The sequence below is a fragment of the Martelella sp. HB161492 genome (assembly GCF_013184775.1).
Lineage (GTDB): Bacteria > Pseudomonadota > Alphaproteobacteria > Rhizobiales > Rhizobiaceae > Martelella.
On the sequence record NZ_JAATVV010000001.1, the window covers coordinates 1 to 17331 of the forward strand.

The 17331-nt window shown below is 59.7% G+C and carries 13 protein-coding genes; 10 read left to right on the forward strand and 3 right to left on the reverse strand.

Annotated elements, in window-relative coordinates:
* Positions 1-634 precede the first annotated feature (634 nt).
* The 4 genes from HCK86_RS00005 (at position 635) to HCK86_RS00020 (ending at position 6056) form a co-directional block, all read left to right on the forward strand.
* The gene (locus HCK86_RS00005) at positions 635-2578 is read left to right on the forward strand and encodes a M23 family metallopeptidase (protein ID WP_176082434.1); all 1944 of its coding nucleotides are present in this window, start codon (positions 635-637) and stop codon (positions 2576-2578) included.
* Between the two features lie 370 nt (positions 2579-2948).
* On the forward strand, positions 2949-4118 hold the full coding sequence (locus HCK86_RS00010) for an NEW3 domain-containing protein (RefSeq protein ID WP_176082435.1): 1170 nt from the start codon (positions 2949-2951) through the stop codon (positions 4116-4118).
* Positions 4115-5053, forward strand: coding sequence for an ABC transporter ATP-binding protein (locus tag HCK86_RS00015; protein WP_176082436.1), 939 nt, complete (start codon positions 4115-4117; stop codon positions 5051-5053). The genes HCK86_RS00010 and HCK86_RS00015 overlap by 4 nt, the downstream gene beginning before the upstream one ends.
* Positions 5043-6056, forward strand: a complete 1014-nt coding sequence (locus HCK86_RS00020) for an ABC transporter permease subunit (RefSeq protein ID WP_176082437.1) — start codon at positions 5043-5045, stop codon at positions 6054-6056. The genes HCK86_RS00015 and HCK86_RS00020 overlap by 11 nt, the downstream gene beginning before the upstream one ends.
* Positions 6057-6129: 73 nt before the next feature.
* On the opposite strand, the gene HCK86_RS00025 is transcribed toward HCK86_RS00020, so the two are convergent.
* Positions 6130-6894, reverse strand: a complete 765-nt coding sequence (locus HCK86_RS00025; protein WP_176082438.1) for an SDR family oxidoreductase — start codon at positions 6892-6894, stop codon at positions 6130-6132.
* Positions 6895-7042: 148 nt separating this feature from the next.
* On the opposite strand from HCK86_RS00025, the gene HCK86_RS00030 reads away from it, so the two are divergent.
* Complete coding sequence (locus HCK86_RS00030; RefSeq protein ID WP_176082439.1) at positions 7043-7933, forward strand: AraC family transcriptional regulator; 891 nt, start codon at positions 7043-7045, stop codon at positions 7931-7933.
* A 58-nt stretch (positions 7934-7991) separates the two neighbouring features.
* Here the strand turns inward: HCK86_RS00030 and clpB are convergent, their stop codons facing one another.
* Together clpB and HCK86_RS00040 are read right to left on the reverse strand one after the other, a co-directional pair.
* Complete coding sequence (gene clpB, locus HCK86_RS00035) at positions 7992-10598, reverse strand: ATP-dependent chaperone ClpB (RefSeq protein WP_176082440.1); 2607 nt, start codon at positions 10596-10598, stop codon at positions 7992-7994.
* Positions 10599-10796: 198 nt separating this feature from the next.
* Positions 10797-11423 carry a ribonuclease D gene (locus HCK86_RS00040; protein ID WP_176082441.1) on the reverse strand — a complete coding sequence of 209 codons (627 nt, stop codon included), beginning with the start codon at positions 11421-11423 and terminating at the stop codon, positions 10797-10799.
* A gap of 148 nt (positions 11424-11571) precedes the next feature.
* Here HCK86_RS00040 and HCK86_RS00045 point away from each other — a divergent pair, with 148 nt between their 5' ends.
* The 5 genes from HCK86_RS00045 to HCK86_RS00065 all read left to right on the forward strand — a co-directional run bounded on the left by HCK86_RS00045 (position 11572) and on the right by HCK86_RS00065 (position 17306).
* Positions 11572-12150: a nucleoside 2-deoxyribosyltransferase gene (locus tag HCK86_RS00045; RefSeq protein ID WP_176082442.1), complete on the forward strand. Its 579-nt coding sequence runs from the start codon at positions 11572-11574 to the stop codon at positions 12148-12150.
* Between the two features lie 63 nt (positions 12151-12213).
* Complete coding sequence (locus tag HCK86_RS00050) at positions 12214-12576, forward strand: hypothetical protein (protein WP_176082443.1); 363 nt, start codon at positions 12214-12216, stop codon at positions 12574-12576.
* Positions 12569-13207, forward strand: coding sequence for a DedA family protein (locus HCK86_RS00055; RefSeq protein ID WP_176082444.1), 639 nt, complete (start codon positions 12569-12571; stop codon positions 13205-13207). Before HCK86_RS00050 ends, HCK86_RS00055 begins: the two co-directional genes overlap by 8 nt.
* A gap of 473 nt (positions 13208-13680) precedes the next feature.
* Positions 13681-15147: a protein kinase gene (locus tag HCK86_RS00060; RefSeq protein WP_176082445.1), complete on the forward strand. Its 1467-nt coding sequence runs from the start codon at positions 13681-13683 to the stop codon at positions 15145-15147.
* A 395-nt stretch (positions 15148-15542) separates the two neighbouring features.
* Positions 15543-17306 (forward strand): alkaline phosphatase, encoded by a 1764-nt coding sequence (locus tag HCK86_RS00065; RefSeq protein WP_176082446.1) that lies wholly within the window; start codon positions 15543-15545, stop codon positions 17304-17306.
* Positions 17307-17331 lie beyond the last annotated feature (25 nt).

Below are 17331 nucleotides of genomic sequence, written 5' to 3' on the forward strand. Positions count from 1 at the left end.
CTTCGTCTCTTTCCGGTAAGCCAAAAGCCTACCAACAAAGCCGCTCGCCACGTTTCTCTTTCTTCTTTATTCAATTGTCCAAATAACCGACGATCCTAAAACCGTCACAAAATCATCCCGCCGGCTCATCCTTAAAAGTCTAAGCCTGTCCAAGCATCCAGCCTGTCGGTGATTTCGCGTTGAACCGTAAGCTCCAGCTCCGTGGCGCCCCGTCGTTCGGTGAGGCGGCTTATAGACCTACCTAACCAATACCGTCAACGCTATTTCTCCCCTTTTTCCCAAAAATCTCATAACACACTGGTTCTTTTGATCATTTTTCAAATTCATCGCCGGCGAGCATCTTTGCCGCCCTGTGGCGGAACGCCCGGCCGGCTCGCGACCCGACGACGATCACCATCGCGCTTGTGGATTGCCGGCACAAAAAAGAAGCTCGCCTTCAATCCGCCTTTTTGGCATCATCTTTAGATCGGGCTAGATATTGCGCGCGCATGACCGCCCGGCATATGGAAGTAATGGGGACCTGGCATGAGCGGGCGGCTCTGGCGAGCCGCGCGGTTTGACTTTAAAGGTTAACTTAGGCAAATGGGGCATCAATCGATCCTATTCGAGTGAGTGGCCACGAGACGGCAGCTGAATGAAGAAGAAGAAAAATCCCGCCCGTACCTTCGGCACGAAGCGGCCCATCCTCGCTGACGGGCGCCGTGTTCCTGACCGGCGTGAAATTTCGCTGCGCTGGCTCGCGGGCGCCTGCCTGACGGGTGTGACCAGCACAGTGCTGATGGCTGTCGCGCTTTCTGCTGCGGTCGATGGACGGCAACGTCTTGCTGCACCGGCTGCCGCCTTTGCCAAGGCGCGCCTTCCGAGCACGAGCACGGATGGCGATGGTGAGACCCGCGGAAACCGGCTGGTCGCCATTCCCGTCTACGCCAAACCCTCCAACAAGCGCATCATCAATGTGCCGACCGTCGTCAAACAGGGTGATCGCGACGTCATTCATTACGAGCCCTTTTCAGAAGTGAAGATGGCCCTCGCCGCCAATTACGGCGACACGCCAGATTATCCGGCCTTTGATCCCTTCGCGGTCTTTGCCACGGGCAACAAGAGCCCCTCACCGTCAACCGGCGACGTGATCTACGATGCCGACGTCGAGGGCGAGGTCGAGCTGAAGACCGTCGATTTCCCGCTTTCGGGCAGCGACATGCCCTTCGCCGGATCGATGAGCGAGGATGCGATCGCCTCGGTCATCACCCAGAATGAGAACGCCATCAACGATGCCGCCGACGACGTGTCCATGCTCGGTTATGTGGATCCGGATCGTTTCGACGCGGTGCCCGCAAGCATGACCGCCATCGCGCCCGGCCTTGCCGCGCATGTTGTTGATGAAAATGTCTCGGTCAGTCCGCTGCAGACCGTCATAACCCAGGATTTCAGCGATGACATTCTGGCCGTGCGCCAGGCGATCGATGCCAGCACCTTCCTGAAAGCGGCGGGCTATCCGCCGCAACAGGCGGATGACATCGCCGGAATGTTCAAAACGCGCCTCAATTCATCGCAGCTTGATGAAGGTGATGTTGTACGGATCGGGCTGATCCGCTTCGGCAAGAATGTCCGCATCGCCCGGGTCAGTCTCTACCGCAAGAGCCGCCACCTTCTGACCATGGCGCTCAACGACCAGAACCAGTTTGTTCCCGGCACCGAGCCGCCGCTTTCCGATGCGGTTGCCAATGCCGCAAACAGCCCCAATGACTTCATCATCGGCACGTCGCAAAAGCCGGTCAAGGTCTATGACGGCATCTACCGTGCCGCGCTTTCCTATGGTCTGACCGATGATATGGTTGCGGAGCTGATCAGCCTGCTTGCCAGCAAGATTGATCTTCAGGCGACCGCCGGCCCGGACGATCATATGGAACTCTTTTTCTCCGATGCCGACCCCGAAGGCCGGGCCAGCGCCACGTCAGAGCTTTTCTATATCGATGCGCGCATCGCCGACAATGACATAAGGCTTTACCGCTACCGCGACCCGAAAACCGGCGAGGTCGACTATTTCGACCAGAATGGCGAGAGCATCAAACAGTTCCTGCTGCGAAAGACCGTCCCCAATGGCGTCTTCACATCAGGCTTCGGCATGCGCCGCCATCCGGTGCTCAAATATGCCCGCATGCATCCGGGCGTCGACTGGGCAGCGCCGGTCGGCACCCCCATCATCGCTGCCGGCGACGGTGTCGTGGAAAAGGCTGGCTGGGACGGCGGCGGCTACGGCAACCAGACCATCATCCGTCACGCCAATGGCTATGAGACCTCCTATAATCACCAGAGCAAGATCGAGTCCTGGGTCAAGCCCGGCGTGAAGGTCAAGCAGGGCCAGGTGATCGGCCGTGTCGGCGCCACCGGCCTCGTCACCGGTGCACATCTTCATTATGAAGTGATCGTCAACGGCACCAAGGTGGATCCGATGAAGGTACGCTTCCCAAATGCCGATCCGCTGACCGGCGATGCCCTGGTCCGCTTCGATGCCGAGCGCGACCGCATCGATGCCCTGCTCGGCAATCAGAGCGACAACAAGGTCGCCAGCCGCTGATCCCATCAGCGCCGGCAGCATCATCTGTGAAATTGAAGTGATTCAGCGTGCAGCTACAGGCTGCAGCCGTCGCATTGTCGCGCGGGTTTTCGGCGCACTATAGCTATTTTTATCTTTTTGTTTCCCGATTATGACCAAAGATTGCCATAATTTAATAATCGCAACCTGCGGGACTTTTTGCCCGACAGCCCCTGAAACGATTGATTTCAGAGGCTGAACGCGCCTCTCCGCCACAATCAAGATGAACACTTGTTAATATTGTGGCCGGACTTTTGCCAAAATCTGAACACGTAAATTCCGGGCGACGTCGCAGTCAGAAACGCCATGGCATCAGATCCAAACGCTTTCACCAGAAGAAGGGGAAGAAGCGATGAAAAATTTTTGCCCGATGCTGGCGGCCTCAGCCGTCGGTACACTCATGCTTGCGTCCACAGCGATGGCCGACAACATGCAGCCGACCGGCCTTTGGCTGACCACTGATTTTCCCGCGATCACGGAAAGTCTCGGCAAAGACGCTTCGATGGAGCTTTCGCTCACGAATTCCAACCTCCCGCCAGCCCGGGTCAATTTCGATGTTTCGGGGCTTCCCTCCGGCTGGAGCGCCGAATTTGACGGTTCGGGCAAGCCGGTCGATGCCGCCATGGTGTCCGAGGGGAAGAGCGAAAATGTCACGCTCAAGGTCACGCCGGCAGGCAATGCCAAGGCCGGGACCTATAATTTCACGGTCGAGGGCAAGACCGACGGCGGCGAAATCCTGAAACTGCCGATCGCCATGACGCTTGCAGCGGGCGAACCCGATCATATCGATCTGTCAGCCAAGCTTCCGGCTCTCAAGGGCACCCCAACCTCCAATTTCGATTATGATGTCACCATCGACAACAACAGCGCGGAAGCGGCGACCCTGAACCTCGTCGCCGATGCACCGCCCGGCTTCACCACCACCTTCAAGGAACAATATGGCAGCCAGGAACTGACCAGCCTGCCCTTCAAGGCGGGCGAATCGAAGACCATCAAGGTGTCGGTAAAGCCGCCGCGCGGGGCGTCCGCCGGACAATATCCGGTGGTGATCAGCGCCGCGAGCTCGAAGACGGAAGGCAAGACACAACTGGAACTTGACGTCAGCGGTCAGCCCGAAATCGCACTTTCGGCTAAGGATGGCCTGCTGTCTGGCCGCGCCGAGGCCGGAAAGGAACAGACTTTCAACTTCACCGTCGCCAATTCCGGCTCCGCCCCTGCCCAGGATGTCAAGGTCGCAGCCTCTGCTCCGAATGGCTGGAAGATCACCACAACGCCGGCATCAGCCCCTGAAATCGACCCCGGCCAGTCGCAGGACTTCACCGTCGCCATGACCCCGGCCGACAAGGCGATTGCCGGTGACTATGTCGTCAATATCCGGGCATCGGGCCAGGGCGTCAATGACAGCCAGAAATTCCGCGTCACTGTCGCCACATCCACCGAATGGGGCATTGCCGGTCTCGGGCTGATTGCTGCAGCCGTGGTTGTGCTTGGTGCTGCAGTCACCCGGTATGGCCGCAGATGAGCAACCCCGTCATCGAGGTTGAAAACCTCACGAAACGCTACAAAAATGCCGTCGCCGTCGACGGTATCAATCTGACCATCGGGCGGGGCGAGATATTCGGCCTGCTCGGCCCCAACGGCGCAGGCAAGACAACAACGATCCTGATGTTGCTCGGCCTCACGGAACCGACATTCGGCTCAGTGCGCATTCTCGGCCATGACCCGCTGCGCGAACCGCTCGAGGTCAAGCGCCGTGTCGGCTATCTGCCGGATGCCGTCGGGTTTTACGACCAGCTTTCGGCCCGCGAGAATCTGGCTTTCACGGCAAGGCTCGGCGGAATCGGCGCCGAGGATGCGAGTGCCAGGATCGAGCAGGCAATGGCACGGGTGCGCCTCACCGAGGTGACAGACCGACGGGTCTCGTCCTTTTCCCGCGGCATGCGCCAGCGGCTCGGAATTGCGGAACTTCTGGTCAAGGGCAGCGAAGTCGCCATTCTCGATGAACCGACTGCGGGTCTAGACCCGCAATCGACCCAGGAGCTGCTCGAACTGATTGTCACCCTGTCACGCGAAGGCATGACCATCGTTCTCTCCTCGCATCTGCTGTCCATGGTGCAGGCAATCTGCACGCGTGTGGCGCTGTTCAACAAGGGCAAGGTCGGTCTTCTCGGCCGGGTTCCGGATCTGGCGAGCCAGGTTCTTGGCGGCGCCTATGTCATCGAGGCCGATATCGACGATCTCGATGCGGAAGCAACGCTTTCCGGCCTCGAGGGTGTCACCCGCGTATCGCCGATGCAGTCGGGCCTGACGCGCATCGATGCCACCGGCGATGTGCGCAGCGCCGTTGCCAGACGGGTCGTAGAGGCGGGAGGCACGCTGAAAAGCCTGTCGATCAGCCGCTCCGACCTTGACGATGTCTATGCCCGCTATTTCGAGGAGGTGTCTCATGCCGCCTGACGCCACCACAGCCGATCAAAGCCCGGCCGTGCTCTCCGGCACCGGCCACAAGCCTTCGAAAGGATCGCCCTTTCAGGGGCTTGCCACCGTCGCACTGAAGGAAGCGGCCGACCACATGACCTCGCCGCGCATGCATCTGGTCATGCTGCTGATGGTGCTGACAGCGATCGGCGCGATCTATGCGGCGATCGGGCAGATCAAGAACACGGTCAGCGAGGATCCCTTCCTGTTCCTCAACCTGTTCACACTCGCCAAACAGCCCTTCCCTTCCTTTGTCGCCCTGCTCAGCTTCCTCCTGTCGCTGGTCGGCATCACGCTGGGCTTCGACGCGGTGAACGGCGAATATAATCGCCGCACCATGAGCCGCATCCTGTCGCAACCAATCTATCGCGACGGGCTGCTCGCCGGCAAATTCCTCGGAGCATTGCTGGTTGTCGCCATCAATCTGATCGCGCTGTTCCTGCTGGTGACCGGCATGGGTATCCTGATGCTCGGCCTGCCGCCGTCAGGCGAGGAGGCATTGCGCGGTCTCGCCTTCCTGATCACCTGCCTTGCCTATTCCGGTGTCTGGCTGGCGGTGGCGATGCTGTTTTCAACCGTCTTCCGCACGCCTGCCACCTCGGCACTTGCCGCACTCACGCTCTGGCTGATCTTCACATTGTTCTGGAGCATGATTGCACCGGGTGTCGCCAGCCTGATTGCTCCCATCGATCCCTACAATCCGATGACGGCCATTCATCAGGCCGAGATCACCCAGGTGATTTCCCGCTTCTCGCCATCGACCCTGTTCGGTGAGGCGGCAACCGGGCTTCTCAATCCCGCAACACGATCACTTGGTCTGGTCTTCATGAGCCAGATGCAGGGTGCCATTCCCGGTGCCCCCCTGCCGCTGGACCAGAGCCTGCTGCTGGCATGGCCGGAGCTTGCCGGCCTGATTGCCGCCATGGTGATCGTTTATGCCATCGCCTATATCGCCTTCCAGCGGCAGGAAATCAGGGCCTGATACCGTAAGCGTTGTGCGATAGAGCCCCGTCGGATCGCGGTCCGGCGGGGTGTTTTGTGTCAGAGACAGTCACTCAGAGCAACATTCCCCCCGAGGCCTCGATGCGCTGGCCGTTGACCCAGCGACCATCCTCGGAGGTCAGGGCCGCAATCAGCGGGCCGATATCGTCGGGCAGACCGGCGCGGCCAAGCGCGGTGTTGTCGGCGATCATCTTGTTGACCGCCGGGTTATCGCGCACGGTACCGCCAGAGAAATCCGTCTGGATCGCCCCCGGCGCCACGGCGTTGACCGCGATCCCGCGCGGCCCGAATTCCTTTGCCATATAGCGGGTGAGCACCTCGACAGCGCCTTTCATCGCCGCATAGGAACCGCTTCCCGGTGCGGCGAAGCGCGTCAGCCCGGTGGAGATATTGACGATCCGCCCGCCGTCGCTGATCAGCGGCAGCAGCGTCTGGGTGAGGAAGAAAACACCCTTCACATGAACGTTGTAGAGGGCATCGAACTCCGCAACCGTCGTCTCGGCGATCGGCGTATGGTTCGACGTGCCGGCATTGTTGACGAGGATGTCGAAACGTTCGGCACCGAAAGTGGAAAGTGCCGCGCGAAGCTTATCGGCAAAGGCCGACAAACCGGTGACATCGCCGGTATCGAGTGGCAGGGCGATGGCGCGGGCGCCACGGGCCTCCACCTCGGCAATCACCGCATCGGCCGCGTCCTTGCGGGCGTGATAGGTGAAGACGGAACTGACGCCGCGGCTTGCGAGTGCCAGAACGGTGCTGCGGCCAAGGCCCCGGCTGCCGCCGGTAACGACTGCGATCTTCTGTGTCTCGATTGGCATGGTGAACTCCTTTTCTGCCGTTCGACCTGACAGATAGTGGTGGACACCCCGCCTTTCCCTGCCCGATTGCCGCGATTTCATGCCTGATCCTGTCACCGTCCGCATTTTCTGCTGGCGCGGGGCCATCCGGCAGTGCAAGCTCGTTCACATGGAACAAGACCTTCTCCGCCGCGTCGACCGCCTCACCCGAACCGGCACGCCTCCGGTCATGACCGACGTGCCCGGTCTGGTGCTGATGCGCTATGACCATCAGCGCCAGCCGAACCATCTGATCATGCGTCCGGCGCTCTGCGTCACGCTGCAGGGCGCGAAGACGAGCCTCATCGGCGACACGACCCATTTCTACGGCGCAGGTGATGCGCTGGTCGTCAGCATGGAGATGCCGGCCATCGGCACCATCATCGCGGCGAGCCCCTCCGAGCCCTATCTCGGCATCGCGATCATGTTCGATGCCGGGATCATGCACGCGGCTCTGACGGAGATGGACGAGCCGCTCACCAGCCCCGCCCGGCCGCGCAACGCCTTCGTCAGCCGTTTCGACGGCCCGGTCGAAGCTTGCGTGGAAAGACTTGTCGCCCTTCTCGACCGTCCGAAGGCGATCCCCGTCCTCTATCCGGCGATCATGCGGGAGCTGAGCTACTGGTTGCTGTCAGGCCCCGGCGGCGCGGACCTCGCCGCAATGATGTTTGGCTCCGAACGGATACCGAGCGTGCTGACGGCGCTCCATCTGCTGCGCGATCGGTTTCGCGAGACGGTCCGCGTCGAGGAACTGGCGGAGAGCGCCCGGATGAGTGCGTCTGTCTTTCACCGCAGGTTCAAGGCGCTGACGGCGATGACGCCGGTGCAGTACCAGAAGCGCCTGCGCCTCATCGAAGGGCGCCGGCTGATCATCGGCGAAGCGGTGAATGTCGAAAACGCCGCCTTCCGCGTCGGCTATGAGAGCGCCTCGCAGTTCAGCCGCGACTATTCGCGGATGTTCGGCGTGCCACCGCGCGCCGACAAGGGGGCGCCGGCGGCAGAGCGGCTTTCGGAGGCGTGACAGACTCGAAAGGCCGCACCGGTTTCCCGGTGCGGCCTCCCAATCCATCTGGGTTCGCTTAAGCGACGTTTTTCATGCTGCCGCTGACATAGAAGATCAGACGGTCCGAACCGGCGCTGACCTTCACATGCGCGCCATCCTCGATCTCACCACCGAGGATCTTTTCAGCCAGCGGATCCTGGACGGTCTGCTGGATCACGCGCTTCAGCGGGCGGGCACCATAGGCCGGATCATAGCCCTTGTCCGCCAGCCAGTCGCGGGCGTCAGACCCGAGATCAAGCGTGATCTTGCGATCGGCCAGCAGCGCTTCCAGACGCTTGAGCTGGATATCGACGATCGCGCCCATATCCTGACGATGCAGCCTGTGGAACAGGATGATATCGTCAACGCGGTTCAGGAATTCCGGCCTGAATGCCGCGCGGACAACGCCCATGACCTGCTCGCGCGCCGCTTCCGAATCCTCGTTCTCGCCGAGCTGGGTCAGATATTCGGCACCGAGGTTCGACGTCATGATGATGATCGTGTTGCGGAAGTCGACCGTGCGGCCCTGGCCGTCGGTCAGACGCCCGTCATCGAGCACCTGCAGCAGCACGTTGAACACATCCGGATGCGCCTTCTCGATCTCATCGAAGAGCACAACCTGATAGGGACGACGGCGAACCGCTTCGGTGAGCGCGCCACCCTCGTCATAGCCGACATAGCCCGGAGGCGCACCGATCAGCCGGGATACGGAGTGCTTCTCCATATATTCCGACATATCCATGCGCACCATGGCCGTCTCGTCATCGAAGAGGAAGCGGGCCAGCGACTTGGTCAGCTCCGTCTTGCCGACGCCAGTCGGTCCGAGGAAGATGAACGAGCCGATCGGCCGGTTCGGATCCTGAAGCCCTGCTCGCGCACGGCGCACGGCACGCGAGACCGCCTGAACGGCATCGCCCTGACCGACAACCCATTGGGCCAGCTCGTCTTCCATCCGCAGCAGCTTTTCACGTTCGCCTTCCAGCATCTTGTCGACCGGTATGCCGGTCCAGCGCGACACGATCTGCGCAATGTTGTCGGGGGTGACGACCTCCTGCAACATGGCTTCTTTAGCGGCGGAATGATCTTCCTGCTCCGCTTCCGCCAGCTCCTTCTCCAGCTTCGGGATCGAACCATAGGCCAGTTCGCCGGCCTTCTGGTATTCACCGTTGCGCTGGGCAATCGCCAGTTCGTTGCGGGCTGCATCAAGCTGCTTCTTCAGATCGGCCGCCCGGTTGAGCTTGCTCTTTTCCGACTGCCAGCGCGCCGTCAGCGCGTCGGCCTGTTCGGTCAGCGAAGCAAGCTCGCCTTCGAGCCTTTCCAGCCGGTCCTTCGACGCCTGATCGGTCTCCTTCTTCAACGCTTCCCGCTCGATCTTGAGCTGGATGATGCGCCGGTCAAGCTCATCAAGCGCTTCCGGCTTGCTGTCGACCTGCATACGCACGCGGCTTGCGGCCTCGTCCATCAGGTCAATCGCCTTGTCCGGCAGAAACCGGTCGGTGATGTAGCGGTTCGAAAGCGTGGCGGCAGCCACCAGCGCGCTGTCGGAAATGCGCACCTGATGGTGCTGCTCATATTTCTCCTTCAGACCGCGCAGGATCGAGATCGTGTCCTCCACCGTCGGCTCGTCCACCATGACGGGCTGGAAACGACGGGCAAGCGCCGGATCCTTTTCGACATGCTGGCGATATTCATCGAGGGTCGTTGCACCAACGCAGTGCAGCTCGCCGCGGGCAAGCGCCGGTTTCAGAAGGTTCGACGCGTCCATGGCGCCATCGGCCTTGCCGGCACCGACCAGCGTGTGCATCTCGTCGATGAACAGGATGATGTTGCCGTTTTCGGACTGAACCTCGTTCAGCACCGCTTTCAGCCGCTCCTCGAACTCGCCGCGATATTTCGCACCGGCAATCAGAGCGCCCATATCGAGCGCCATCAGCTTCTTGTCCTTCAGGCTCTCGGGCACATCGCCGTTGACAATGCGCAGTGCAAGACCTTCGGCGATCGCCGTCTTGCCGACGCCGGGTTCACCGATCAGGACCGGATTGTTCTTGGTCCGGCGCGACAGAACCTGGATCGTGCGGCGAATTTCATCGTCGCGGCCGATCACCGGGTCAAGCTTGCCATCGCGCGCCTCTTCGGTCAGATCGCGGGCATATTTCTTCAGAGCGTCGTAGGACTGTTCAGCACTGGCGCTGTCAGCCGTCCGGCCCTTGCGGATCTCGTTGATCGCGGTGTTGAGGCCGTTCGGCGTGACACCGGCATTGGCGAGCGTCGTTGCCGTCGAGGCGCTCTTTTCAACAGCAAGCGCCAGCAGCAGGCGTTCGACAGTGACGAAGCTGTCACCGGCCTTCTTGGCTGCCTCTTCAGCGGTGTTGAAAACCTTGGCGAGCGGCTGCGCCAGATAGACCTGACCATTGCCGCCGGCAACCTTGGGCAGCTTGGCAAGCGCTGCATCATTGCCGAAACGCGCCTTGGCGGGGTCGCCGCCGGCCCGCGTGATCAGCGATGCGGCCATGCCCTGCTCGTCATCAAGCAGGACTTTCAGAAGATGTTCCGGGGTAAATTGCTGATGCCCCTCACCCAGCGCATAGGTCTGCGCGGATTGCAGGAAACCGCGAACGCGCTCGGAATATTTTTCGACATTCATGTCTGCCTCCATTCCCGCTCCGCCCTTCATCAAGCAACGGTGCGATCCATGAGTTTGACCCCCAAATCAAGCGGCGGGCCGTTTCAAGCCGACGGGCGATTACCCGCTGTTCGGATCAGATATGGTGGCGCGTTTCTGGCGTTTAAAGAGGGGCTTGGCGGATTTTGTTGCCGATATGCAACAGCCCCGGCGCATCGCTTATGTGTGCGCGAAAATGTCGTTCTGATCCCAGCCGGCAAGGTCCAGCTTGGCCCGCGTCGGCAGGAATTCGAAGCAGGCGCCGGCAAACTCCATCCGCCCGTCACGGATCAGCCGCTCCATCAGCTTGTCGCGCAGGGCATGCAGATAGAGCACGTCCGATGCGGCATATTGCAGCTGAGCATCGCTCAGTGTCTCGGCTGCCCAGTCGGAGGACTGCTGGGCCTTGGAAATGTCGACCTCCAGCATTTCCCGAAGATTGTCCTTCAGACCATGGCGATCGGTATAGGTCCGCGTCAGTTTCGAGGCGATCTTGGTGCAGAAAACATTTTCCGTCGTCACGCCGAATGTATGAAACAGGACAGCAATATCAAAGCGGCCATAATGAAAAATCTTCTGGCGACCGGGATCGGCCAGCATGGCAGCCAGATTGGGTGCCACGGTTTGCCCGGCGGCAATCTGAACCACATCGGCAGTGCCGTCGCCGGGCGACAACTGCACAACACAAAGCCGGTCGCGGCGTGGAATAAGGCCGAGTGTTTCGGTGTCGATGGCGATGGCGCCGGTGTAACGGGCGGCATCTTCCGCCGTGATGTCGTGTTTATGGACGCGGATTTGTGCTGCCATCCGTCTTCTCCGTTTCTATCTGCCATATTGCTGATCGGGTCATACCCTATTGAGCCCCCGCGCGAAAGCTGACCCTCCGTGTCGGCTTGCGCTTTGCAACGCGGCGCGGCAACAACCGTTCCGCCATTCAACCCCAAAGGGCGGCAGCATGACAGTGAAAGTCTACATGGCGGGTCCGGAAATCTTTCTCGAAAACGGGCTCGAAATCATCAAGATCAAGGCGGATATGGCCCGCGCGGCCGGCCTCGAACCGCTCTCGCCCGGAGACCACCCGCTGCCGCCCTGTGAAACGCCCTTCGACATCGGCATGGCGATCAGCGCCTCGGACGAGGCAATGATGCTGGAAGCAGATGCCATCATCGCCAACCTCACCCCGTTTCGCGGCATCTCTGCCGATCCCGGCACCGTCTACGAGGTCGGCTTCATGTGCGCGCTCAACAAGCCTGTCTTTGCCTATTCGAATGTTGCTGACGGGCATACCGCCCGGCTGAAGACCTATTATGGCGGCGCGGTGACACGGGCCAGCGACGGCTTTCTGCGCGGTCCGGACAGGATGATGGTTGAGGATTGCGACATGATCGAAAACCTCATGGTCGATGGCGGCATTCTGCGACGCAATGGCAGGATCGATGCGGCGGAAACCGCCACGACAGCCGCACTTGACGACCTCACAGAATTCCGTAAATGCCTGACGAAGGCGGCCGCGCGTCTGAAAGCGCTCGCCTGAGGCCGCAAAGCGGGGCACACTTATGCCTGGGCCATTCGGGCGCAGCGCAAAAGGAGGCAGGCGATGACATTTCCGTATCGAACGTTGTGGGTGCGCTATCGCGGGCTTTCGGTCGCATTCGTCATCACCGGCCTGCTCACACTGGTCTTCGGTCTGAAATTCATCCTTTCCGTCTATTACTGGCACAATCCCGAACATCAGGCGATGCAGATCAGGGGCTGGATGACACTCGGTCACGTGGCGATGATGAACCATGTCAGCCCGGAGGCGCTGGCCGCCGAACTCAATCTGGCGCCGGGCAGCTTCCATCGCCAGACGCTGGATCAGCTTGCCCGCGACAAGGGCATTACCACCGGTGCGCTTGAGGAGCAGATCATCATGATCCTTCCAGCGCTTGATGAAGACAAGGACCTCTCGCATGAGTGACCAGATTCTGGCGCTGGTGCCACTCTATGGAGTGCCGGTTATGGCACTTGCGGTGATGCTGTCCTGTATCGGCATTCCGATCCCGGCTGCCCTTGTCATGCTGATCGGCGGTTCGATGGTGGCCACCGGGGAAATGAGCCCCGGCCCCTCCTATATCGCTTCGCTGCTGGCCGCCACGGCCGGGGATCAGATCGGCTTCTGGGTCGGCCGGCTCGGCGGCCGGCCAATGATCGAGAAATTTACCCGCGATCGCCCGAAACGCGTCGCCATGGTCCAGCGCGCCCATGACTTCACCGAGAAGCGCGGCGCCTTGGCAATTTTCCTGACCCGCTGGCTGCTGGCCATGATCGGCCCCTATGTCAATCCGGTGGCTGGCGCCTCCGGCATGCGCTGGCGGATATTCTCCATCGCCGCCTTTGCCGGCGAGATCCTCTGGGTCGGCATCTATATCGGTCTCGGCTACACATTCTCGCACAATATCGTCGCCGTCGCCCAGATAGCCGGCAATGCCAGCGGCTTCATCGCCGCAGGTCTGGCGACGCTGTTCCTCGGCTGGCGCATCACCCGCGTGCTGCATATGTCTCTGAAAAACGGCAAGCGCCGTTTCCTCAAGCCGCGCGGCCGGCGCTAGGGCGCCGTGCGTCCTTTTTGGACGCACCAGGACGCTCTATCTTATTGAATCGACGCATCGTTCTTTTCGAAGCAGAACCAGGATTGCCCGAGATCCTGCAGCCTCCCGTAAAGGGACAGGCTGCCGGACAGTTTCAGTCGGCGTAAATTGCCGCCAGCCCCGCCCGATTGCATTGCGCTTCCCCTGGGACACCGACCTTAGCCTTGCTGCTTAGCGCCTTCTCAGCATCTGCTGGGACGCACGATCTCCTCCGCTCAAACCAGTGACAACAAACAGATCTACATCAATAATATTAATTCTATATTTTAACTATAGATCAAAAATAAATACGCAATGTTTTAAATAATCAATAACAACAATAATAAATATTACTATTCAATAAAATCGAAAACATAAAAATACAATACAATTTGATATTTAATTTCACTACATATATTCACGTAGGCAAATAAGCACGACAAGGAATACCTACGATGATCCTAAACCGCTTTCAAGATATAGAAATACAAAAGCAGAACACACCTGCTGCTCCCAATGATCATGCTGCGGCCAGAGCAACAGAAGTTCTCGTCGAGCTTGCCGGACGCGCGCGAAACAGAGGAAATGTCCCCGCCCGCACGGGCAAGACGGATAATGTCCTGAGGCTAACAAGCGATAACTGCAAGGAAATCGCTGAAGGCGGCTTTGGCCAGGTCTTCAGGGTGGTGGGCACGCCCTATAACAACGGCAATCCAGTCGCGATCAAAGTTCTGCATCGCAACGACGCAAAAACTGTCGTTGAGATGGATAGGGAGGCAGCGGTCGGACGATCGCTCGATCACAGCGACAACATCGTCAGGATCTTCGGCAGAACCAAAGTTGTCCTGCCCGGACAAGAGCCGGCATCCGGCGCTATCGAAGCGTTGGTGATGGAACATGTTGATGGTCCGACACTCAGTGACTTGCAGGACCGTGCCAAGTATTTGTACAAAAAAGCAATCATCTCGCACGCAGAATACTGGAGCACAACCCAGTTCCTCCTGCGCGGCGTCACCAAGGGCCTGTCCGACATGGCTGAAAGGAATTTTGTCCACGCTGATGTGAAAGGGCAGAACGCGATTTATGACCGCCATAGCAATACCGTCAAACTGATTGATCTCGGCAGTGCCGTACAGACAGATCAGAAAGATCACCATTGCTATACAGCGATGTACGCCTCGCCTGAGCAATGGAAACACTGGAATTTTGGTCACTCCATGAAGCCGGATGAAAACCGCAAGGTCGATTCCTTCGCCGTTGGACAGATGACCTTTGTCGCAGGAGAAGGGAGCGAGAGATATTTCGGCATCAAAGACGACCGGGATTTCCGCAGCTTCATGACCCAAGTCCTGTATAAAATTAAGGAGCGCGACCAACACGGCCCTGCTTCGCACCTACCCTCCATCCTGATTGATCGCAAAGCCCGGAAAGCAAAAGTCAAACCTAATCCAGATGACATAAATGCTGCCAACAAAGCAAAAGAAGAACCTATTCCAGCTGGCATAAATGCTGCCAACACCGCATATACGGAGTTTGTGAACAATGCGTCGGCCTACAAAGCGGATCAACGAATGAGCCCGCAAGAGTTGCAAGGCATGGATTTTCTGAAAGATCCGCTACTCAGCGACGACAAGGTCAAGGACGTGATAGAACGCATCGTGACCTTTGCAAACACCGAAGTGAAGCCGCTCGCCAAGCCAATCGGCGCCCGCCCGAAATCCGCTGAACCGGCAATTTTCGAGCAAATGATCTCGGGCCGAAAAAGACAGCAGCTGGCCTCGATCGCACGCGAAGCAGCCAACCTTGCCCGCATCAGAAACGCACAAAGAGGCGAACCTTCCCGCAACGGCTCACCCCAGACGCCTGCCCGCAGCGACAGCCCGCAAACGCCACCCCGCATATGGAAAGAGACGACGGTCTAGCGCATCGTTGCGAGAGCCGGAATGACCTTTCGACAAGCACGATAGACCGATTTATAAGCCTTCCACGCCGTGCGCCCGAACGGGCGCACGGCGTTCTTTCGCGGCCTAGCGCATCGGCTCGAAAATCGGAATCGATTTTCGAAAAGAACGATGCGTAGATTCAATAAGTTAGAGCGTCCTTTGTGCATCCGAACGGATGCACGGCGCTCTAAGGCGACAGACTGCCGGCCTCTTCGCTCATCACAAACAACCTGACCGGCACGCGGGCACGCGCGGCGCTGACGGTCGGTTGAGGACACAATGCCGCGCTGTGACGCCCTGTCATCCCTCTGTCATTGCACGGCGCTAACCAAGTTGCGCAGCCAAAACTTCAACGCATCTCGGAAGAGGTCATCATGCGCGCTCGTCTCGCCCTTCTTGCCGCCGCGACATTTCTCGCCGGCGCCGCCAACGCAGCCACCATCTACCCGCTGGACCGGGCAACCGTTCTGGTCGGATCGCCCTTCGACTTCAAGGTCGAACTCGACAAGACCTATACGCCTGACCAGATCGCCGTCACGGTCAACGGCAAGCCCTATGCCGAAATCTTCGGCTCTGATGCCGAATTCGTCGCCGATGAAAAAGGCAAGGACGATGCGAGCCTCGGCTCGGCGCTGATCCTGCGCGATCTGAGCCTCGCCGAACCCGGCGATTACACCGTTGCCGTCAAGGCCGGTGACGAGGACAAGACGGTGACATGGACGGTCTATGGCACGCCGGAAAAACCGGTCGCCAAGAACATCATCTTCTTCCTCGGGGACGGTCTTTCAGTCGCGCATCGCACCGCCGCCCGCATCATGTCCAAAGGCATGACCGAGGGCAAGGCCGATGGCCGCCTCAACATGGATGATCTCGACCACATGGCCTTCATCGGCACCTCATCGACCCATTCGATCGCCACCGACAGCGCCAACACCATGTCGGCCTACATGACCGGCCACAAGAGCCGGGTAAACGCGCTTGGCGTCTATGCCGACCGCACCCCCCCGAGCCAGGATGATCCCAAGGTCGAGACCATTGCCGAGGCGCTGCGCCGCCAGACCGACAAGTCGATCGGCGTCGTCTCCACCGCCGAACTTGAAGATGCAACGCCCGCCGCAACCGTCTCGCACACGCGTCTGCGCGGCGACAAGGCCGATATCGTCGGCATGTTCTACGCAGTCCAGCCGGATGTCATGCTCGGCGGCGGATCCGCCTATTTCCTGAAGTCCGACGTGCCCGGCTCCAAGCGCAAGGACGACAAGGACTATATCGCCATGTTCAAGGACGCCGGCTATACCGTCGTCTCGACCGCCACCGAAATGAACACCGCCGATCAGGACGGTGCTGCCAAGCTGCTCGGCCTGTTCCATCCCGGCAATATGGATGTGAAACTCGACCGCTCCTTCCTCAAGAAGGGCACCGTCGAGCAATATCCTGACCAGCCCGGCCTGCCGGAAATGACCAAGGTCGCGCTTGATAATCTGTCGAAGAATGACAACGGCTTCTTCCTGATGGTCGAAGGCGCCTCGATCGACAAGATGAGCCATCCGATGGATTGGGAGCGCTCGATCGTCGACGTTATCGAATTCGACAAGGCGATCGGAACGGCGATGGAATTTGCCCGGAGCCATCCCGATACGATGATCGTTGTGACCGGCGACCATACCCATGGCGTCTCGCTGATCGGCACGATTGACGACAGCGTGCCGGGCGATGACATGCGCGAGAAGGTCATGACCTATGACAGCGCCGGATTCCCGAACTATGTCGATGCCGACAAGGACGGTTATCCCGACAGCGTCGATGTTTCACGCCGGCTGGCCATCTTCGCTGCCGACTTCCCGGATTATTACGAGACCTGGGGACCGAAAATGGACGGCCCGTTCGAGCCGACCGTCAAGGATGAAAACGGCAATTACGTCGCCAATGACGCCTATAAGGATGTTCCCGGCGCAACGCTGCGCATCGGCAACATTCCGAAGAATGCCTCCGATGCCGTTCATGCGGTCGATGACGTCGTCCTGCAGTCGACCGGTCCCGGCTCGGAAGGCTTCAAGGGCTATATGGAAGAGTCCGATGTCTATGGCGTGATGGCGGATGCCTTCGCGCTTGGCACGAGCCAGAAGCAGGCGCAGTAGGTTTGTGTGACTGGGAACCGGACAG